Here is a 20,909-nt window from a genome sequence, read left to right as displayed (position 1 = left end):
CAATGACCATCAGCATGAATGGAGATCGCGATAACTTTCTGCATGCCAACCCGGCCTTGTATTTAACGTTTAACGGAGAAGAAGATTCGGGCATGGCCCAGTTTATGCATAAGCTGCTGAAGGAATTCCAAGCGGGCTCGAAAGTTCTGGACATCGGATGCGGACCGGGCCGCGAAGTGGCATGGCTGCATGAAGCGGGTTATGACGTAACCGGCCTGGATCAATCGGAGGAGATGCTGCAATGGGCGAGCGCGCGTTATCCCCATCTTTCTTTTGTGCAGGGCGATCAGGAAAGTTTCGAACTTGATCAAAAATTTGATGCGCTCACCTGCGCAGGCAGCACATTTTTATACAATTTTACGAATGAACAGGTGCAGTCCAGTTTGAGCAGCTTTCGCCACCATTTGAACGAAGGCGGCTTGCTGTATTTGGATATGCGAAATGCGGCTTTTTTCCTTACGCGTGAAGGGCAGCGTTGGCTGCAAGAAGAGCTTGTGGATCAGCGTACCTATAACGGGCAAGCGGTAACCCTGCGCACTCGTTTTTCGATTGATCTTCCCAATCAACTGCTGCTGCGCGATTATAGTTGGGAATTTGAGGGGCAAAAGCCTATTGTCGAGCATCTGAAGCATCGGCTGCTGTTCCCTCAGGAACTGGTTCACTATCTGCATATGAGCGGCTTTCGATTGTTGCGGTTGTTCGACCATCCTGCACCGCATATCGAGTCTTTCGAATCGGATCAACCGCTTGCTTTCGGAGAGAGCTTGCAGGGCAGAAGACTTCAATTATTGGCTCAAGCCATATAAATCATGTTGGGGGATAGTCGTATGCATAGAAAAAGAATGATTTGGCCCATGCTTGTTCTGCTGGTCTTGATCTTGGGAGCCTGCAGCGGGAATCAGCCTGTGACTGAAGGTAAGGACAGCGCAGCTCCTACGAATGAACCCGCTTCGCAAACCGACAGCAAAATCCCGGAAGAACTGGTCATTGCCGATCAGGAGATTGCCGCCGCGCTGGATCCGGTGCAGCCGCTCACTTCGAGTTACCTGGTGGCGATCGGCGCGGGAGAGACGTTGTTCAAAGCCGATCCGGAAGGGCGGATTCAACCGGTTTTGGCGGACAGCGCCGAAGCCGTCGATGCGACGACTTGGGAAATTCGGCTCAAGCCGGATGCGCAGTTCTGGAGCGGGAAAAAGCTGGATGCCGAGTCCGTCGTAGCTTCGTTGGAGCGTTCGCGTGAATTGGACAAACAAATCACGCCGTATATTCAGGACTTGACGTTCTCCGCAATAGACGAATCCACGCTGCAAGTCAAAACGGCTCGCGCGAATATGGACGTACCGTTGAACTTATCTTCCTACCAGACACTGATTCACAATGCGGAGGCGTCGTACGATTCCGTGGAACATATGGACTTGACCGGGATGTACGCCGTGACTGCATTCGAACCGCAAAAACGGATGGAGCTGGCAATCAATGAAAACTACTGGGGGCAAAAGCCGACCGTTCCGCGCGTCGTGCATGAGCAGATCAGCGATGAGCAGACGCGCATGCTGTCCGTGTTTAGCGGAAACAGCCATATCGCGCAAAAGATGCCGGTGTCCGCGATCTCGCAGCTGCAAGCCGAAGAAGCGGTGACGCTGTCGACTACGCCGGCTTCGAATACGCAGACGGTTTATCTGAACCTGAACCGGCCCAAGTTCCAAGATGCAAAAGTCAGACAGGCGTTGGCATGGAGCGTCAACCGTGAAGAACTGATCGTTCAAGCCGCCGAAGGGCAAAGTTTTCCGGTGACGACTTGGCTCAGCTCCAATCCGGCTTTTGCCGAAGCGAGAAATGCCGTATATGCCCGATACGATTTGGAGCGGGCGGGTCAACTGCTGGATGAAGCCGGATGGGTGTTGGATGGCTCCGGCATTCGCATGAAGGACGGAGAACCGCTCAACATCAAGCTGATGACTTGGGGCGGCGATCGGGCTCTGGGAGAGACCCTGCAATATCAATGGGCCCGGTTGGGCATTCAAGCCGAAGTTCAGCACGGCGATTACAGTCTGATCGAGACTGCGCGAGAATCGGGCGAATGGGATGCGTTCATTGAAGCCTGGAGCACGTTCGGCGAGCCGTTCACGCTGTTAAGCGGGCAGTATGCGCCTACGGGCGGCGGTAATTACGGCGGGTTCGACGATGCGAAGACGAACGAGCTACTGCAGCAATTGAGCGAGGCGTCCGACGAAGCGTCAAGGCACGCGTTGGCTTTGGAAGTGAATGCGCATGTGGCCGAACAGGCTCCGGTCATCAGCTTGTATCCGCGTTCGCAAATTACGGCGATCAGCCGGAACCTGGAAGGGTTTGTTGACCACTTCCGTCCGTTTGAAAATCTGGTAAACGAAAATCTGAAATTTGTATCCCCATAATGCAACAGGAGGTAGGCGCTGATGGGAAGGCGATTGCTGGTTGCGGTTCTGCAAATGTTGATGACTGTTTTTGTAGCTTCGCTGGTTCTGTTTGCGCTGATCCGACTTGCGCCCGGCGATCCGGCCAAGCTGCTGATCGGGCGGACGATGGACATTGCCTGGGACGCCGCTGCCTATGAATCGACTTTGAACGAGCTGCGGCAAGAGATGGGATTGAACGGAAGTTTGTTCAGCCAGTATGCGTCGTGGATAGGCAGTCTGCTGCAACTGGATTTAGGGACATCCTTTTATACGGATCGCTCAGTCGCCGCCGAGATCGGCGAGCGTTTGCCTTCGACCTTTCTGTTGGCCGGAACCGCGCTGATTATTCAGATGGCGATTGGTTTGTTCATCGGCATACTGTCTGCCGTACATTCCGGAACGTGGTTCGACACTGTGGTGCGGTTGCTCTGCGTAGGATTGGCTTCCGTTCCGGGATTTGTGATCGGACTGGTGCTGCTGCTCGCGTTGGCTGTGCAAATGGGTTTCTACGAAATCAGCAGTCAGGCGACATTATCCCGCTTATGGCTGCCCGCGCTGACGATGGGGTTGCTTGGCGCTCCGCAGGTCATTCGGGTCGTACGAGCCAATCTGCTTGGCGAACTGGGGCAGGTATATATCCAGTCCGCTTTATCGCGAGGGCTGAGTTCGACCCGGGTGGTATGGCATGCGATGCGCAATGTGCTGCTGCCGACGATTACGCTGACGGGGCTTTCGTTCACGTCGTATATCAGCGGTGCCGTTGTCATTGAAAGTATCTTTGCCTGGCCCGGCTTGGGCGAGTACGCGTTGAACGGCATTTTACACAAAGACTACCCGGCTCTTCAAGGGTATGCGTTGGTCATGGTGTTGTCGGTCGTCGTTATCCATCTGATGGTCGAAGCGCTCTACGTCTGGCTTGATCCAAGGATGACACGCAGAAAAAAGGAGGCTGTCCATGAATAGTCGCCGAGCCTCTTGCGCGTTAGGATTCGGGGTCGCCCTGTTAGCCTTGTTGGCAGGATCGGTGTTCACCGCTTCGTGGTTGTCACCGGATGATCCATTGGCGATGAATGTCGGCGCCCGATTACAGCAGCCCGGCATGGAGCATTGGCTCGGCACGGACCGATTCGGGCGCGATATTTTGACGCGTACTTTGCATGGCGGTCAAACGACGCTGATTTCCTGCGGTCTTGCATTGTTGTCTGCCGTTCTGATCGGCATGCTGCTGGGTGCTTTAGCCGGGATGTTTCACGGTTCCGTGTTCGATATCGTGTTGATGCGAATCATCGATGTACTGCTGGCTTTTCCTTTTATGGTGTTTGCCATGGTGATTGCGGCTTTGTTCGGCACCAGTCTTTTTCATTTATTGTTTGCCGTCGTTGTCGTCTGGTGGGTGAGCTTTGCGCGGCTGACGCGCAGCCTTGTATTCCAAGCGAAAAACAGCACGGCAGTCGATGCCGCCCGCGTGCTCGGGACTTCGAACACCGTTATTTTGTTTCGGGAATTGCTGCCGCAGGCATTGGGGCCGGTTCTCGTATTGGCGACGTTCGAGCTGGGCAATCTGATTTTGGCGATTGCCGCCTTGTCCTTTTTGGGACTGGGTTCTCAGCCGCCTTCGCCGGAATGGGGCAGCATGCTGGCCGACGGGCGAGCCCATTTTATGACTGCGCCGCATGTTCTGCTCGGTCCGGCATTGTGGATCATCCTGACCGTGCTGGCATTTAACTGTATCGGCGAAGGGCTGCGCGATCGAATGGATCCCTACGAGAAGGCGCGAATCGGATAAAAATTTCGAGCCCGACCGGGAAGAGGAGAAAAGGATGAAGATTGTAGACGGCCAAAAGGAAAAGCTCCGAATCGAGCAACTGGAGGTGTCCTATCCGCAGGAAGGCGCGATGCAGACAGCTTTGAAATCAGTGACCTTCACGCTATACGAAGGAGAAATTTTGTCTTTGCTGGGCGAGAGCGGATCGGGTAAGTCGACCGTCGCCAAAACGCTGATCGGCCTGCTTCCTTCGTCCGCGACCGTTCGATCCGGAACATTGATCTTATCCGGACACTCGTCGATCGATCTTTCGCGGCCAAGTACAAGCTGGAGCGAGATTCGGGGGCGGGGAGTCGCCATGCTGTTTCAGGATGCGCGCCTTGCGCTTAACCCTATGATGAAGATTCGGGAGCATTTTCGGGAGACGCTGCACGCGCATCGGCTCGCTTCGAAAGAGCAGATTGCTTCGATCAGCGAACATTGGTTAACCCGTCTGGGCTTTACGGACCCGTCAACGATATTGAACGCTTATCCGCATGAGCTGAGCGGCGGGATGTGTCAACGGGTCTGTCTGGCGCTTACGCTGTGTTTGCGTCCGCAGGTCTTGATCGCCGATGAGCCGACCTCGGCTCTGGATACGGTCAATCAGCGTGAAGTGCTTCATCTGCTGCAAAGCCTGCAACGGGAGCTAGGCTTGACCGTGCTGCTCATTACGCATGATATCGCGCTTGCGGAGGCGCTTAGCCATCGCGTGATCGTATTGAACGAAGGCCGTATCGTGGAGAGCGGTCTGACTTCGCAAGTGCTGCGCGAACCTAGTCACGACTATACGCGGCAATTGCTTGCGTCCCGCGATCTGACATCGGATGCAAAAGCAATCTCGCCTCCCGATGCTTCAAGTCTGTTGACCATCCGAAATTTGTTCAAAACGTATGACGCTGAACAGCCAATCTTAAGCGGAGTGAACGTACAGCTTCATGTCGGGGAAATCATCGGTATTCTCGGTCAAAGCGGCTGCGGCAAATCAACGCTGGCACGATGCGTAGTCGGACTGGAACATGCGCAGAGCGGTACGATTCATTTTCGGAGACAAGACATCACTCATGCAAAAGGCTCGGCTCGGCGTCGATTGGCCCGACATATCCAGTTGGTGTTCCAAGATGCCAGAGCCAGCCTGAATCCCCGGTTCAGCGCGTTGGAGCTGGTGCAAACGCCTTTGCATGCTTTTCGGGTCGGGGATCGAAAAGAACGTCTTGAGCGTGCTCGATATTTGTTGGAGGAAGTAGGCATTACAGGCGCCGCCCAGCATCGCAGGCCGCCGCAGCTCAGTACCGGCCAATGCCAACGCGTGGCGATTGCCCGGGCATTGGCGTTGCAGCCGGAGGTGCTAATTTGCGATGAAGCCGTATCGGCTCTGGACATGAGCGTTCAGGCGCAGATTTTGGAACTGCTTCAACGGCTGCATCGGCAGTTCGGGTTTTCGATTTTGATGATTTCTCACGATGTTCGGGTGCTGCGCGCATTTTGCCATCGGATTGCGGTGATGCATGAAGGACGCTTTGTCGAGTTTCTGCAAGGAAATCGTTTATCGTCAGGCGAACATGCCCATACGCGCTTGCTCCTGCAGGGCGCGGACGAACCGGAAAGCGTATAACTTCATTCTAAGGAGGAGATTTCGATCAACGCTACCATTCTGCAAACCATCGGTCAGACCCCGCTGATTTCGCTCTCCAACATGAATCGATCCGACGAAGCACAAGTATTATTCAAATATGAACGGTACAATCCGGGAGGAAGCATCAAAGATCGCGCAGCGTTATATCTGGTCGAGACCGCCGAGCGAAAAGGCTGGCTGAAACCGGGCGGAACGTTGATCGAATCCTCCAGCGGCAATTTCGGCATTTCGTTGGCGATGATCGGAGCGGCCAAAGGCTATCGCGTCATCATTTTGGTAGATCCGAAAACGACCCCGGCCAATCTGGCGCTGATGAAAGGCTTCGGCGCGGAAGTCATCGTAGTCACCGAGCAGGACGACAGCGGGAGCTATCACAAGACCCGTATCGCGTTAGCCAATCGGTTGGCGAGCGAGATTCCGGATGCGTATCGGCCGGATCAATGCTTCAATCTTCTTAATCAGGAAGCGCATTACCGGGGGACGGCGCGCGAAATTTTCGAACAATGTTCGGGTAAGCTTGGCGCGTTCATCACCGCAGTGAGCACAGGCGGCCAGCTCGGCGGAATCTCGCGCTTTTTCAAAACCTATGCCCCGCAGGTACAGATCGTAGGCGTCGACGCGATCGGTTCCACGATCTTCGGCGGAGAAGCCGACGCTTACCGCACGCCGGGTGTAGGCTTAAGCTGGACGCCCGTGAATCTGACCTTATCGAATCTCGATTACGCGTATAAAGTGTCGGATGCCGCAGCTTTTGCTACGGCTCGGGCTTTTGCCCGTCATGAAGGAATCTTGATGGGACCGTCGAGCGGGGCTTGTGCGTTGGTTGCGTTAAAGCTAGCTCGGCAGATCGATCCCAAGCAGAAGGTTATATGCATGATCTCCGATGGCGGGGATCGTTATATCCATACCTTGTTCGACGACGAATGGATGCGCGGTCAAGGGTTCTCGACGACAGCCGGCATTGCGGATATTCGCAACCTGGCCTATGAGCTGGAACCGTGGAGCGAATCGCCAAGCGAATGCGCCAACGAGAAAATGTCGCTGATCGAAAGTCTGCACGTGCCTCAAACGACGCTGCTGGCCAATGCCGAACTTCATATCAAACAGATGCGGCAGGAGAAAAAGGCACCGGTCAACGCTTTTCTTGATTAGAGTTGCGGAGGTTATTCTACGTTGAAACAATCGCGAGTCACTTCTTGGACGTTTATTCGCTTATACGGTTTGGCTTTTTTATTTTTCAGCGCCAATTCGATTCTGGCCGTGGTGCTGCCGCTCCGAAGCGAGTCGATCGGAGCCAGCAATGCGACGATCGGTTGGATCATGGGCACGTATATGTTGACCTGCATGTTTTTTCGTCCTTTGGCGGGCCGGTTTATCCAGCGTTACGGAGCGGCCCGCATTTTGCGGATCATTTTACTGATTAACGGATTCGCTTTGCTGCTTTATCCGTGGACAGGGTTAGCCGGTTTTTTTGCCGCTCGTTTGCTGCAAGGCATCTCGACGGCCTTTTTCTCCATGTCGCTGCAACTCGCGATCATTGATTCGTTGTCCGACGAAGAGCGATCGCAAGGCATTTCTTTATATTCTTTATTTACCTATATGCCCGGCATTATCGGACCCGTCATTGCGCTGGCTTTATGGGATTGGGGCGGCATGGATGCTTTTGTTGCCGTATTGGTCGTCATTGCGGCAAGTACGGGGATATTCGGCTTTACGACTCCGGTGGAGGCGGGCGGTCAGGCGACGAACGAATCGGACAGACAGCCGGAACAAGGCGGGATTTGGCGCTCTTTTGCACAAGCCGTAACGGTTCGCCCTCTTGCGCTGTGCACTTGGCTGATGCTGGGGGCTTCGATGGTATTCGGGGCGGTTACCGTATTTATTCCGCTGTACGCATCGCAGGTCGCCTACGGCAACGCAGGCCTGTATATGATGGTTCAGGCCGCGGTCATCGTGGTTGCGAGGTTGGTTTTACGCAAACGCATTCCTTCGGACGGAATATGGCGGCCTCGTTTTGTGCAAGGGATGATTGCGCTCGCTCTTGTGTCTGCATTGCTGCTGGCTTTTGCTTCGACGGTCGGACCGCTTGCTTTTTATGCAGCCGCCTTATTCATGGGATTCGCACAGGCTTTTTTATATCCGGCGTTGACGACCTATCTAACCTTCAGCTTGCCGAAAGCATCGCGGAACGTGCTGCTCGGTTTATTTATCGCTTCGGCGGACTTGGGTATTTCGCTCGGCGGCTTAGTGATGGGGCCGTTGGCGGATCGACTTTCGTATTCGGGGATGTACGGAGTTTGCGCGGTGCTGTTGATTTTTTTATTCGGAGTGGAAAAAATCTATCGAAATCGAGTGATTTGACTCCCTTTGAAATTAAATTATGTAATTAAAAGTAAAAACGACTAAGCGACGATAAGCAAGAAGCCGATATAGAGAATAGTACCTGGTCAACGCTAAAATTAAGATTAAAAGTTGACAAGGTCATAGCTTTTACTCTTTTATCGGAGGCCGCAGAAATGAAACACAAACCCCTATTCTATGGAATCTCTGCGGGTTATCTCGTTCTTTTCTTTATGTTGTCTAGCTTGAATCAAGGGAATGAGACCGCGCTTACGTGGATCGGCCATTTGAATATTGTGCCGATTTTAATAGGTACGCTGCTTTTGGTGCGCGTGACGCTGCGTTCGAAATCGCAAAACCGCCTTTTCTGGATGTTCGCGGCATTAAGCAGTTTCTTTTATTTGCTGTCGCTGCTGCTTTTGTTCGTCGATACGGTCTCGGACCGGATCACTTTGGTTGCTCCAAGCCTTGCCGATTTCTTTTGGGTGTCGCAAGGGGGATTATTGTTCTTCGGCCTGCTTATCGTCGTGTATCAGCGGCTGAAAAGTCTTCGGCTGATGCAGTATTTGCTGGATGCTTCCATTTTCATGTCGACGACGGCGGTATTTAGTTGGAGCCTGATTATCGCGCCGATGCTCGCCACGTCCATGGATGAAAATTGGACTCAGGCATTCATCAATCTCAGCTATCCCATTATCGATCTCGGCAATCTGTTCCTGTTGAGTTTGCTGTTGTTCGCGAATCAAACCGTTAGCAATGTTCGGGCGGATACCGGCTTGATTGCAAGCGTTCTGCTGCTGACTTTGGGCGATTCGGTCTATCTGTACATGCAATTGAACGGCACGTATTTGCTCGGCAGTCCGATCGATCTGACCTGGACGGCTTCGGTCTTGTGCATGGTTCTCGCCGGATTGGATTCTTTGGAAGGCGGGCCGAAAGAACGCAAGAAAAGAATGTCTGCCGCTTTGACGAAGCGTCTGGGCTGGCTGCGCCGGCTTTTGCCATATGTCAGCCTGATTGCTTTGTTCGCGATCATTCTGCAAGAACTGTCGGAGTTCAACGTCATGGTCGTAGGCAGCGCGTTGGCTTTGCTGTTCATTATTGCCCGCTTGATCTTGACCTTTATCGAAAACGACTACTTGCTCGGGCGGCTGACGCATACCGTCGAAGTCAAAGAGCATGAAGCCAATCACGACTTGTTGACCGGCTTGCCGAACCGTCGCAAGTTCGATGCCGAGCTGCGCGGGGCTGTACGGCGTGCGCAAGAAGATCAACGTCAGCTTGCCCTGCTCTTTTTCGATTTGGATCGTTTCAAGCATGTTAATGACAGCCTGGGACATACGATCGGCGACCAACTGCTGCAAGTGGTTGCCGATCGGCTGCGCGAATACATTCCGGCTTCACGCCTGCTCGCGCGACAGGGAGGCGATGAATTTACCGTTCTGGTCGACCCGCTCGAAGGGGAAGTGGAAGCTTACCGAACCATTGCGGCGATCGAAGAAGTGTTCAAAAAGCCGATCATGCTGGACGGCATCGTGCTTTACGGCTGCGCCAGCATCGGAGCCGCATTGTATCCGCGGGACGGCTGCACGGCGGACGAATTGATGCGAAGCGCGGATATGGCCATGCACGAGGCGAAAAAGAACCGGCATCAGAAAAGCTTGTTCTTCGAACCGAGCATGGGGCAGCGCCTGGCGTATAAAGTCGAATTGGAACACGAGATGCGCGATGCGATCGAGCGCGGAGAGATATCCTTGCATTACCAACTGCAAAAAAATATCCAGACCGGGCATATCGTCGGCGTCGAAGCACTGATTCGCTGGAATCATCCGACATTGGGCCCGATCTCGCCTGTCGAATTTATTCCGGTTGCGGAGGAGACCGGCATGATCATTCCGATCGGCGAGTGGGTGATGAAGACGGCTTGCCGGCAGCAGGTGGAATGGACGCGTCAAGGCTATGGTTCGCTTCGGATGAGCGTGAACGTATCGCCTTATCAGTTCCAGGACGAGTTGTTCGTCGAAAAGATTCTGCATACGCTGCGCGAAACCGGAGTCGATCCGGAGAACATGACCATCGAAGTGACGGAGTCGCTGGCAATCCGGGACGTGGAAAAAGTATCTGCCCAGCTTCGCTTGCTTCGCGACACAGGGATCCGGCTGGCCATCGACGATTTCGGAACCGGCTATGCTTCATTGAAATATCTGCGTACCTTCGAACCTCATCTGCTGAAGATTGACCGTTTTTTCGTGGACGGAATCGATATCGAGACGGAGCGCGGCAATATGGTTCAGGCGATCATTGCCATCGGGCGCAGCCTGAATATGGAAGTGCTCGCCGAAGGCGTGGAAACGATCGAGCAGTTGGAGTTCCTGCGTGCGGCGGGCTGCGATGAAGTGCAAGGCTATTACTTGAGTCGACCGTTGCCGGCGGATGGGGTGGAGCAGCTGCTGCGCGGGCCGTTTCAGATGATCCGTACGGTGTAAGAATCCGAAAACCGAAGCATTTTTGATTTCAACATAAAAAGCCCCTCATTCCGAATGACTCGGAATGAGGGGCTTTTTGCATATGGAGCGTTTAGGCGCCGATCTTCGCCTTATATGCCAGCGAATACTGATCCGCCGCCAGTATCGCGTCCAGCACGTCGCCGGCCGTCACCGGGAACGGCAGATTGTGCGCGGTCTCGCCCTCTTTCGTCGCGGCCTCGGCCACGCGGTACAGGTCTTCGTTCGAGACGTCTTTCAGATGCAGATCCGCAAGCGTGACCGGCAGATCCAGCTTCAGATAGAAGTCGATATAGCGCTCGATCTCATGAATCGGACGGCGCTCCAAAGCGAGCTGAACGAGCGTGCCGAAGGTTACTTTTTGCCCGTGCGTCATATGGTGGATATCGCCTTCCAGCACCGTAAAGCCGTTATGGATCGCATGCGCTCCGGCTAGCCCGCCGCTTTCGAAGCCCAACCCGCTAAGCAGCGTATTGGCTTCAATGACCGCATCCAGCGCCGGAGTCACCACCTTTCGCTTGACCGACTCGTAAGCGAGCAGCCCGTAGTCGAACAGCGTCTCTTCGCATTTGCGCGCAATGGCTTCCGCCGCGAGGGTAGTCAGGCCGCCCGCCATGGTCGTCGCGCGCGCTTCGATCACCGCACGGCATTCGACCCAGGTCGCCAGCGCGTCGGCAATACCGGAAGTCAGGAATAACGGCGGTGCCCCGGCAATGACTTTGGTATCAACCAGAATCAAATCCGGATTTTTCTTGTAAAAAGAATACGCGTCGAACGCGCCGTCGTCGGTATATAATACGGACAGGGCGCTGGTCGGCGCATCGGTCGAAGCGGTGGTCGGAATAATGACGCATGCCGCGCCCAGCACGTCATTGACGGCTTTTGCGGTATCCAGCGTTTTGCCGCCGCCTACGCCGACGACCAGATCGATGTCATTTCCCAGCTCCGCGATTCGCTTGATCTCGCCGCGGGAGGCTTCGCCTTTGAATTCGGCTTTCGTGACGGAGATTCCTGACGCTTCGAGGCTTGCGGTAACGCGATCCCCCGCAATCGGCCAAACAATCGAATCCGCGATCACCAGTGCCGACTTGCCAAGCACCTTGGCGTATTCTCCGGCTTTGTCTACAACGTCTTTGCCCTGCACGTACTTGCCCGGGCTGATAAATACTTTTTCACTCATCGGTTTTGGGCTCCTTTCGATTTGGGCGTACAGCATGTGCATTACCCGAAAAATCCCCCGACTGACTCGATTTGAAGCGAAACGGAAAAAAGACCGCCGAATTCAGAAACTAAATCCGGATGCCGAACGTCTTAATCAAAGAAGATTTGCGCCGTATGGTGCGATGCCGATAGGAGGTATTACATATCATGATTAAAAATAGATGGGTCAAATGGGCGGCGGGACTGCTTGCGGGCAGCTTGTTGATCGCGCCGCTGCCGCACCAAGAAGCGCAAGCCGCCGCGTCCAAGCCGGCAGCGTTGTCCGTCAACGGAGCTTCGGTAGAGAGCGGCGAGCTTGAAGTCCGAGCGGGACATACGTATATGCCGATCAACAGGCTCTCTGAACTGCTTGGTTTTCTCGTCGAGTACGACCGTGATTCGAAGACGCTCACTCTGCTGCGCCCGGATACTGCCGTTCGCATGAAGCTTGGAAAAGAGGCTGCCGAGATTAACGGACAGCGGGTGAAAAGCACGGCGGCGTTTGCGGAAAAGGGTCAGGTTTTCGTTCCGCTGCGCACGCTGTCGGCAGCGCTCAAAACGAAAGCAGGCTGGGATTCCGCCACGGGAACCGCTACTTTTGAAGACCCTGCGCGTTATCGAATGGATACATCCGGCGGACGCACGGCTTGGGTATCCTTTCGCTCGGGCGAGGTCTATTCCCTGGAATCGGGCATCCCGAAAAAGCTTGCGCAAGCGGACGTCTCGGACTTGGAATGGGGAACCGTCGATCTGCGGAGCTTGGGCGGGAACGCTTATGTGCTGACGGTGGAACGGCAGTACGGAGCTTATATGCAGGCCGTGCAGAACCGTTTTCAGTTTCTCGTTAAAAATGGTGCCGTGAAGCAGCAGGCGCATTTCCGATATTCCGGCATGTATCTGCCTACGGAGCTGGGTCCCCAAAAACTTCCGGCGCAGCGGGCTTATCTGACGGACGGGCAGACAGTAAAGGTAGCCGGAGCGGGAGGCAGTCTGGCCGCGGAATACGATCTGGAAGACATGACCAAGCAAAAGGGGCCGTTTATCGTGGAGTCGGTAACGGCGGATTACTTGTTGGTTCGGGCTTTCGATACTCTTCAGCCGACGGTCGTCAATCTTCGAACAGGTGAAGCGGCAAGGCTCGATCAGAAGCTGTTGGATCAAGCGGAAGCGAGCGAATGGGCCGAAGTATCGAGCGACGTCGGCGATCTGCTGCTGCTTGATTCGAGACTTCGCTTCGACCGGCAGGAAGGCGAGCGGCTGATCTTTACTTATAAGCGAATTGCGCCGGGAGCCTCATTCGGAAAAGAAGCTGAAGCGATCTACAAGCTGTCGGAATAAAGGCAGTGAACAATCGACCGTAATCGTACGAAAACGCCAATCCTCCCAAAAGGGGAAGAATGGCGTTTTTTGAGTTGCTCGGCGTTCGTTCTTGTTCCAGAGCGGCGGGCAGGAACGTCGGATCAGATCAGGTGGCTGACGCTGCTCATGTACAGCGGGTCTTATTGTGCCGGGGAATACAGAGTCGCTTTTGCTTCCTGTTCCGGTCGATGCTCGCTATAACTGAAAATATGCATCTCCGCGGAATCGCCTTCGTAATTGTTGTAGATTTCCGTAAGCGAATTCCCGATGTCTCCCCATATTCGGAAGGAACGTTCGTCGGACAGGATACGTTTGCTGCCGATATACGTTTGGCCGATCCCGCCGAAATTCGGATCTTCGCTGGAAGTCTGAACGATCAGATTGCCTTCTTGTTTATAATACGTCCAGGTGACCGGATAGCCGCCGACGTTTGTGGTTAGAGACTGTTTTTGATCGCCGATATTCGCAAGTTGCACAGGGGCAGGAAGGTCGCCTTTATGGTTCAATAGTTCATGACGCGCACGCAATTCTATCGTAGAGTCGGCTGTAAGTTGCAAGTCGGCAGGGCGATCCATGAATAGAACGGTATCTTTAAGATTTTTTTCGCTTTTCAACCGAAATCCCAAATCGATTGCTTTTCCGTTCATCAATAACTGATAGTCCTTGAATGGCGCATACCCAAGCTGTCCAAGATCCATATCGATCCGAATTTGAGCCGGAGTGATCGTCAATTCCTTGAGTTGTACGGCCGTTTCTCCGGACCCGAATTGCATATCCAGCTTTTGCTTAGTACTGGCATGAGCCATTTTGGACTTGTCCAGAACCAGCGGAAAATCCCAGGTTTCGTCAATCTGTTCACTTTGTTTACTGTATAGCAGCTTGTACGTTACGCCTTTTTGAAGCAGATCCGTTGCGGAAAAGGTATCCTGATTGAAAAAGCCGACGCTGCCGTCGGGCGTTCCGTACATGCTTCCTTTTACAGGTTGGATGAGTTTTCCCGTGCGGTCATAAGCCGCAAGGCTACCGGAAGGTGCTTGTTCTTGGCCGGATTCCGGAATCAAAGTGGTGCGAATCAGCGTTTGTCCGTCAGGTTGGGCGAAGGCGCCAAGTTCAACTTGAGCAATGCCTGATTCATGCACATCCGTGCGATAGATGCCGGTATCCGAAGCATTGAAGGCAAGCGGAGTTTCGGCATTTGTCGTAAAAGCAATTCCGTCCACGCTGAAGCTCACGGCTTCGGAAGAAGCGCTGGGCGACCAATCCGTTTCGAAGTAGCCTGTAGCAAGGCGGGAATCGTCTCTCGACTCAGCGGATTGCGCGACGTAGGCATAAGCTTCAAATGCTTTGCCGTCCGCATCCGTAATCGTGATCGCAGAGAAGCCGGAGAAGTGATCGCTGCGTTCTTCACCATCCAGACTGTACAAGATCAAAGTCCGGCCTTCGTCGATGATTGCCGTATGCAACGTCAGCGTCACGCCGTCATGGGTGATCGAACGTTCAATCTCTTGCCCCAAGCCTTGTGCCAAAGCCGTCTGAATGCCCTCGCGGCCTTGAAGCAGATCACTCCAGTCGTACTGAATAGCGGCATACGCGGGAACGGCGATCAGCGCAGCGCCGAGCGTAGTGGCCAGCGCGACCTTGCGAACGCGAGCCCGAGACGCTGCACGGCCGCCTGCCGCAGAACGATCGCCTCGCTCCAATTCCACTTCCATCCGCATCCACATCGCATCGTAATCCGGCTCGCGAACCGCAACATGCGGTCCGACCTGTTGATGCAGGGTTGTCTCCAGTGTTTCTGACGATCGGGATTTATCCTTTGTGCGGTTGGTATTCATAATGTCCTCCTTTGACGGGTTCGGTTTGTTGTCCCGCGCGTTCAAGTTGGCTTCGAAGCAGCTTCAATCCCTTGTACTGTCTGGATTTTAAGGTTCCTTGCGGAATACTGAGCAGCTCGGCAATTTCGGTTGTGCTCAGATCATGCACGAAGCGCAGCGAAATCACGGTGCGTATCTTAATCGGCAAGCGCGAGATATACTCGGCCTATTCGTTGGCTCCTTCGCGCTCTTGGAACTGCTCTTCCGGCGTACGCTCGGGACTGCTAACGAGTCGATGCGAATGTTTTGTCAGCTTGGAACGCAGATTGCTGCGGCGTCTCAGCACATTCAGGCACTGATTGACGGAAATCTTCAACAGCCAAGCTTTTACGTTCGTCATGTTGGCCCGATCGCTCCGAAAAGCTGTCATGAATACTTCCTGGCAGATGTCTTCGGCGTCGGCGGATTGTCCGAGCATGTAATAGCACATTCGATAGACGTCGGAACGGTAAGTCTCGAATAGCTCTTTTTGGGTCACGGTCAGCCTAGCCTCCTTTCCGGTAGATTCGCCTATACAACAAACGAACGATTCGAACGGTTCATTTTTCCATTTTACTTTTTATTGCTCAAGTGGACAAAAGCAAAACATACCGCTATAGTCTATGTTATGATTTTACTTTCGATAAGTATTATTTAAAGTTATCGTCGATGAAAGGGTGAGAAGATGCCATCCGTGACGCACAGCTCGATCAAGGTGAAAAAAATGAACGAAGAGCTTGTCCGTCAAGCCCTTCGCCTTGCTTCGTACGGAACGAAGTCCTCCATTGCGCAAGCAACCGGACTCAGCGTGGCGACGTGCGGCACGCTGTTGAAAGAGATGCTGGATAGCGGAGAGGCGCTGGAGGACGAGCCTGAAGCATCGAGCGGGGGACGGCGGGCAAGACGTTTTGTCTACAATGCGGATTATTCGTATATCGCTTGCATCTATGCCGTATTCGAAAAGGGACGCCCGACGCTCGCATACGCCGTTGCCGATTCGTCCGGCAACATCATGGAACGCCGCTCGCGCGAAGTTTCGGTGCTTGATGAATCTGCGATCGATACGTTGGTCGGCGTGCTGCTCGGCAAGCATGCACAGATCAAGGCGGTCGGAATCGGGATTCCCGGACTGGTACATGAGGGCGTCATTAACATTTGCGACGCGGAAAAGCTGATCGGCGTGCCGCTGGAGCAGCGAATCAGCGAGAAGCATGGAGTACGGGTCATTGTGGAAAATGATATGAATCTGACCGTTTACGGTTTGTATCAGAAGCAGGACTGGGAAGAGCCGGGAACGCTGGCCGTGATGATCTTCGTGCCGGATTGTTTTCCGGGAGCGGGCTTGATGATCGACGGACATATCCATCGGGGAACCAGTCGTTTTGCCGGAGAAGTCTCCTTTTTGCCGTTCGGGATCTCGCGTGAGGAGCAGCTGCGAAGACTCAATTCGAAGAAGACTTTTATCCCTCTTGCCGCACACGCGGTAGCCAGTCTAACGGCCATCGTCAATCCCGCATTGATTGCCCTGACAGGCGAACAGGTGCAGGAGAACGATCTGTCGCTGATCCGCGAACGCTGCTTGGATGTTATTCCGCCCGAGCATATGCCGCAGTTGCTCTGGCTGGAATCGCCGGAAGAACCGTATTTAAACGGACTGATTGCGATGACGATGGAGAGTTTGTCTTATTCGCTGGAACTTGTGGAGAAACGTTATTAAAGAAAGGATGATCGAACGATGGAACGCGAACGTACGGAAAAAGAAAAAATGTTAGCCGGGGAATTGTATAAAGCTTGGGACGAGGAGCTGCGCGCGGAGAGCCTTCATGCCAAAAAGCTGATCCGGCAGTTCAACGCGACTACCGAGGAAGAACCGGAACGGCGAACGGCCCTGTTGAAAGAACTTTTCGGATCAACGGGGGAAAACGTCTATATCGAACCGAGCTTGCGCGTCGACTACGGCTACAATATCCATGTCGGAGAAAACTTTTTTGCCAATTTCGACTGTACCATTCTGGACGTATGCGAAGTACGGATCGGGGACAATTGCATGTTGGCGCCGGGCGTGAGCATCTACACGGCGACGCATCCCATCGATCCTTACGAACGAATTGCCGGACCCGAGCTCGGCAAGCCGATTACGATCGGGCATAATGTCTGGATCGGCGGTCGGGCGATCATTAACCCGGGCGTGACCATCGGAGATAATGCAGTGATTGCGTCCGGGGCGGTTGTAACGAAAAATGTACCGGATAATACGATTGTCGGCGGAAACCCCGCTCGCGTGATCCGGACCATCGAAGTCGGGGAGAAGCCGGTAGCCGGTATATAAAAATCCGGACTTTACGATTAAAAAACACGGCGTGCGAATTATCGCACGCCGTGTTCGTAACTTTTTATGAATGCCATGCCGGCCGGTCTTAACCTGGAATACTCGGCGAACCAGGCGATGCCCGTATTGAGGCTTATCGGTCCAGCGGCCAGCAGTGCAGCGCGGTCAATACCGATTCGCCGCCTTCCGCGAAGAAACGTATCCCCGTCGAGTCGACGCCGGGATAAATTCGCGCGGACATCGCCAATTCGCCGTCCTGCGCAAAGATTTCGACGGAAGAGCGATCGATGAATATCCGCAGCCGGAGCCGATCTTCCCGCAAAGCGAGAGGGGCTTTGCGGATTCCGCCGGAACCCGCGCCGGAGCGTTCGCGATCCAGGATCAGCTTCTGCTGCTCCCGATCATACGTCAAAAGCGTTTCTTCGCCCGATGTTTCCCCTACGCGCAAGGAAAGGCCGAAGGATGCGGCGGATCCGGCATCGAATTCGACTTCCAGCTCCAAGCAATCGCCGTTCACGCCCGCGAATTCTTGCCCGCCGCGAATAACGCTGCTTGCCGAAGGCATCGCGTATTCTTCGCTTTCGGCATAGGCATTTTCCGGAGAGGCATCGGCGATCCGGATCTGTTCGTAGCTCACGCCTTCGCCGCGCAGGTTGACGAGTTCCGGCACCGGTCGGCTGAGAATCCGTCCGTTTTCGAGCGTCAACACGCGGGGAATCGTCATCGCGCCCGCCCAGCCCCGAACCTGCTCAGGCATTTTATCTTCCCACATGGTCATCCAAGCGATCATGATCCGACGCCCCTGATCGTCTTCGGTCGTTTGCGGAGCATAGAAGTCGAAGCCGTAATCGAGCAGTTGCAGTTCTCCGTGCTCGAAACGACCCGTATCATAGTCCAGCTTGCCGAGCATATAACCGGATTGGTGCAGATTGTGGTAGAGGTCGCCGACAGGCTTCATTCCTTGCGGCGAGCAGACCAGCACATCGTGACCGTTCAAAGCGAACACATCCGGGCATTCCCACATGTAGCCCAGCGTCTCGGTCGGTTCTTGACCGCCGGCCATGATGTTCACGAAACTCCAGTCCGTCAGATTGCTTGACCGATAGAGCAGAACCTGCCCGCTGCGGCGATCCGTCGTCTGCGAACCGAGTACGCAGTAATACGCATTGCCGTGTTCCCATACCTTAGGATCGCGGAAATGGAAAGGATGCACGTCGCCCTCCGGCGCCGCGGCAATGACCGGGTTGTTCGCAAGCTTTTCAAAAAGGATCCCGTCTTCGCTGCAAGCCAACGCTTGAACCTGCTTCAAATCGTGATCCCGATTCTCGCCCGTCCAGACGTTGCCCGTGTACATCAGCCAAAGCTTGCCGTCTTTTTCGATCGCGCTGCCGGAAAAACAGCCGTCGCGCTCATAGTCTTCCGTCGGCGCGAGAGCGATCGGCAGATGTTCCCAATGCGCCAGATCGCGGCTTTTGACGTGTCCCCAATACATCGGTCCCCACTCCGGCGAGTAGGGATGATGCTGATAAAACAGATGGTATTCGCCGCGGTAAAAGCTGAAGCCGTTCGGATCGTTGATCCAATAAGCGGGAGCCGCCACGTGATAGCGCAGTCTCCAACGGTCCTGCGCGACGCGTTCCCGTGCCTCGGCGATCGAAGCTTCGGCGCGTTCCAACGCTTCGAAATGTTTTTCTTGCGGCGATGTCACCTGGGTTCATCCTCCTTTGGGTTCGGTGCATAAGTCTCCGGTATTTAAAAGTCGTTCCAGTTGCGCGCGCCGCGGCTCGATTCGCTCTGCTGACGCGACTGCATGTCTTCCAGCATCTCAATCGCTTTGAGCGTTCCGATCAGCGAGTCGAACAGATGGATCGAATACTCTTCTTTATCGAGCACGAGCGATTTGAACTTGTCCTTTTCCGCGATGAACGAAGCCGTTTCTTTGAGTCCTTTATGCCGGGCTTCCAAATAAACGGCGGCGCTGGACAGCCAGAGGGTAATATTCCGAAAATCCTCGGCCTGCTCGACCTTATGACGAAGCTCTTCTCCCTGACGGGTCAGTTGATTAAGCTGCATGAACATCCTCCTTTGATTGAAGTCTCGTTCAGTTTACCAGAAGGGAAGGCAGCAACTCAAAAAGGAGACAGCTTTTATAAGTTGTAATATCGAATTATAATTTTGGATTAAATTTCCGATACAATGATTGATATGATTCTTAATCCAAATAGCAAAAGGGAAAAGAGGCGGACTTGATCAAAAAGATTAGAAACGGAGCCATTTTGAGTTTTTTGCTTTTGTTTGTTTTGAGTGCGTGCGGAACGAATGAAGAATCCTTAAAATCCGATTCGCAGCAAACGGGAACTGAACAATCAACCTTGAAAAACGTCGAAACGGATCAAAAAAAGTCGGAAAGTTCAATAACGGAATCTTCGGATCAAGTTAAATCGACGCAGCCGACGGCAAGCACGGAGAAACCGAAAACGGAAAAAGAGGCAACTTTGCAAGATAGCCATCCCGTTGACGAGACGGCTTCGGAAAGTCAGACTACTTATTGGAGAATCGATGGAGGAGATGCGAATATTCGCGAAGAAGCCGATTATGACTCACCGTCTCTTTTCATCGGTAAAGAAGGGCAGGATCTCGAATACTTACACGTCAAATATGTAGATCCTCAAGATTCAAGAATCTGGTACAACGTAAAAAGCAGAGAGGGTAAGGTCGGCTGGATCAGCAGCGCTGTCGTGGCAGAATCGGATGGCAATTATTTCGCGAATGGACCGGAATCCGAAACTAAGGATAGCGATGACTCTACTTTTGCAGCCGCTTCCCAATACTTTGTATTACAAGAAGCCAACATACGTCATTCTCCTTCCATCGATTCGGAAGTCGTCGATACCGTTTTAAAAGGAACGCAGCTTGAAAGCCTGAATGCGCAGCATTACGATTCGGGAGACGGAAGAACCTGGTATCACGTACAAACGTCTTCCGGTTTTGAAGGATGGGTCAGCAGCAAAGTCGTGCGTACGGAAGGTTCTTTCGCTTCATCGGATGATTCGAACATAGAAACGACAGGAATTTATTACGAAAATTGTGCAGCCGCTGAAGCGGCCGGAGCTGCGCCTGTATATGAAGGAGATCCGGGTTACGCGAGTTGGCTGGATCGCGATAGCGACGGTATCGGCTGCGAGATCAGTGATTGGGATTCTTATGACGGCGGATACTCCGGTTCATCAGACACATCTGCTTCGAATGCGGGGAGCGTTGTATATTTCAAAAACTGTACAGCAGCCAGAGCCGCCGGAGCTGCGCCTGTGTACGCGGGAGATCCGGGCTACTCGCGCAAACTGGATCGGGACGGGGATGGAATCGGTTGTGAATAAAAACAGGAATTTTTGCGGCGATGTCGAAATTAAGATATCGGAAGACTAACCGAATGAATAGGAGGCGTGCAG

General features: G+C 53.7%; 18 protein-coding genes. 12 read left to right on the top strand and 6 right to left on the bottom strand.

All coding sequences use genetic code 11. The features are described from left to right. Window positions 1-2: 2 nt before the first annotated feature. The 8 genes from HRQ63_RS20350 (at window position 3) to HRQ63_RS20315 (ending at window position 10,701) form a co-directional block, all read left to right on the top strand. Complete coding sequence (locus HRQ63_RS20350; protein WP_172247014.1) at window positions 3-806, top strand: class I SAM-dependent methyltransferase; 804 nt, start codon at window positions 3-5, stop codon at window positions 804-806. 21 nt (window positions 807-827) lie between these two features. Next, window positions 828-2,414, top strand: coding sequence for an ABC transporter substrate-binding protein (locus HRQ63_RS20345; RefSeq protein ID WP_229714077.1), 1,587 nt, complete (start codon window positions 828-830; stop codon window positions 2,412-2,414). A gap of 21 nt (window positions 2,415-2,435) precedes the next feature. Next, window positions 2,436-3,398 (top strand): ABC transporter permease, encoded by a 963-nt coding sequence (locus HRQ63_RS20340; protein ID WP_172247013.1) that lies wholly within the window; start codon window positions 2,436-2,438, stop codon window positions 3,396-3,398. Beyond that, window positions 3,391-4,221 carry an ABC transporter permease gene (locus tag HRQ63_RS20335; protein ID WP_172247012.1) on the top strand — a complete coding sequence of 277 codons (831 nt, stop codon included), beginning with the start codon at window positions 3,391-3,393 and terminating at the stop codon, window positions 4,219-4,221. Before HRQ63_RS20340 ends, HRQ63_RS20335 begins: the two co-directional genes overlap by 8 nt. 34 nt (window positions 4,222-4,255) lie before the next feature. Beyond that, window positions 4,256-5,854 carry a nickel ABC transporter ATP-binding protein NikE gene (gene nikE / locus HRQ63_RS20330; protein WP_216674017.1) on the top strand — a complete coding sequence of 533 codons (1,599 nt, stop codon included), beginning with the start codon at window positions 4,256-4,258 and terminating at the stop codon, window positions 5,852-5,854. A gap of 18 nt (window positions 5,855-5,872) precedes the next feature. Continuing rightward, complete coding sequence (locus HRQ63_RS20325; protein ID WP_308809908.1) at window positions 5,873-7,027, top strand: PLP-dependent cysteine synthase family protein; 1,155 nt, start codon at window positions 5,873-5,875, stop codon at window positions 7,025-7,027. Window positions 7,028-7,048: 21 nt separating this feature from the next. Further along, window positions 7,049-8,236, top strand: coding sequence for a staphylopine family metallophore export MFS transporter CntE (gene cntE, locus HRQ63_RS20320; RefSeq protein ID WP_172247011.1), 1,188 nt, complete (start codon window positions 7,049-7,051; stop codon window positions 8,234-8,236). 155 nt (window positions 8,237-8,391) lie between these two features. Then, window positions 8,392-10,701, top strand: coding sequence for a putative bifunctional diguanylate cyclase/phosphodiesterase (locus HRQ63_RS20315; RefSeq protein WP_172247010.1), 2,310 nt, complete (start codon window positions 8,392-8,394; stop codon window positions 10,699-10,701). A gap of 91 nt (window positions 10,702-10,792) precedes the next feature. Here the strand turns inward: HRQ63_RS20315 and HRQ63_RS20310 are convergent, their stop codons facing one another. Beyond that, window positions 10,793-11,899 (bottom strand): glycerol dehydrogenase, encoded by a 1,107-nt coding sequence (locus HRQ63_RS20310; protein WP_172247009.1) that lies wholly within the window; start codon window positions 11,897-11,899, stop codon window positions 10,793-10,795. A gap of 188 nt (window positions 11,900-12,087) precedes the next feature. Here HRQ63_RS20310 and HRQ63_RS20305 point away from each other — a divergent pair, with 188 nt between their 5' ends. Beyond that, window positions 12,088-13,257, top strand: a complete 1,170-nt coding sequence (locus tag HRQ63_RS20305; RefSeq protein WP_172247008.1) for a stalk domain-containing protein — start codon at window positions 12,088-12,090, stop codon at window positions 13,255-13,257. A gap of 161 nt (window positions 13,258-13,418) precedes the next feature. Here the strand turns inward: HRQ63_RS20305 and HRQ63_RS20300 are convergent, their stop codons facing one another. The 3 genes from HRQ63_RS20300 to HRQ63_RS26050 are packed head-to-tail and all read right to left on the bottom strand — an operon-like array spanning window position 13,419 to window position 15,630. Continuing rightward, entirely contained in the window at window positions 13,419-15,113 is a 1,695-nt protein-coding gene (locus HRQ63_RS20300; RefSeq protein WP_172247007.1) for a DUF4179 domain-containing protein, read from the bottom strand. Next, window positions 15,088-15,309 carry an RNA polymerase sigma factor gene (locus HRQ63_RS26055; RefSeq protein WP_308809907.1) on the bottom strand — a complete coding sequence of 74 codons (222 nt, stop codon included), beginning with the start codon at window positions 15,307-15,309 and terminating at the stop codon, window positions 15,088-15,090. The genes HRQ63_RS20300 and HRQ63_RS26055 overlap by 26 nt, the downstream gene beginning before the upstream one ends. Window positions 15,310-15,318: 9 nt before the next feature. Continuing rightward, on the bottom strand, window positions 15,319-15,630 hold the full coding sequence (locus tag HRQ63_RS26050) for an RNA polymerase sigma factor (RefSeq protein ID WP_229714075.1): 312 nt from the start codon (window positions 15,628-15,630) through the stop codon (window positions 15,319-15,321). A 186-nt stretch (window positions 15,631-15,816) separates the two neighbouring features. Here HRQ63_RS26050 and HRQ63_RS20290 point away from each other — a divergent pair, with 186 nt between their 5' ends. Then, the gene (locus HRQ63_RS20290) at window positions 15,817-16,848 is read left to right on the top strand and encodes an ROK family protein (RefSeq protein ID WP_216674015.1); all 1,032 of its coding nucleotides are present in this window, start codon (window positions 15,817-15,819) and stop codon (window positions 16,846-16,848) included. 18 nt (window positions 16,849-16,866) lie between these two features. Then, complete coding sequence (locus HRQ63_RS20285) at window positions 16,867-17,460, top strand: sugar O-acetyltransferase (RefSeq protein WP_172247006.1); 594 nt, start codon at window positions 16,867-16,869, stop codon at window positions 17,458-17,460. A gap of 133 nt (window positions 17,461-17,593) precedes the next feature. Here HRQ63_RS20285 and HRQ63_RS20280 read toward each other — a convergent pair whose 3' ends face one another. Both HRQ63_RS20280 and HRQ63_RS20275 read right to left on the bottom strand, forming a co-directional pair. Continuing rightward, complete coding sequence (locus HRQ63_RS20280) at window positions 17,594-19,168, bottom strand: glycoside hydrolase family 32 protein (protein ID WP_172247005.1); 1,575 nt, start codon at window positions 19,166-19,168, stop codon at window positions 17,594-17,596. Between the two features lie 44 nt (window positions 19,169-19,212). Beyond that, complete coding sequence (locus tag HRQ63_RS20275; RefSeq protein ID WP_172247004.1) at window positions 19,213-19,533, bottom strand: hypothetical protein; 321 nt, start codon at window positions 19,531-19,533, stop codon at window positions 19,213-19,215. A gap of 299 nt (window positions 19,534-19,832) precedes the next feature. Here HRQ63_RS20275 and HRQ63_RS25765 point away from each other — a divergent pair, with 299 nt between their 5' ends. Continuing rightward, window positions 19,833-20,837, top strand: a complete 1,005-nt coding sequence (locus tag HRQ63_RS25765) for an excalibur calcium-binding domain-containing protein (protein ID WP_216674014.1) — start codon at window positions 19,833-19,835, stop codon at window positions 20,835-20,837. The last annotated feature ends 72 nt before the right edge of the window (window positions 20,838-20,909 follow it).

The sequence above is a fragment of the Saccharibacillus endophyticus genome, assembly GCF_013185185.1.
Lineage (GTDB): Bacteria > Bacillota > Bacilli > Paenibacillales > Paenibacillaceae > Saccharibacillus > Saccharibacillus endophyticus.
Note: the sequence above shows the minus strand (reverse complement) of the source record. Positions and strands in the feature narration are given on the sequence as shown.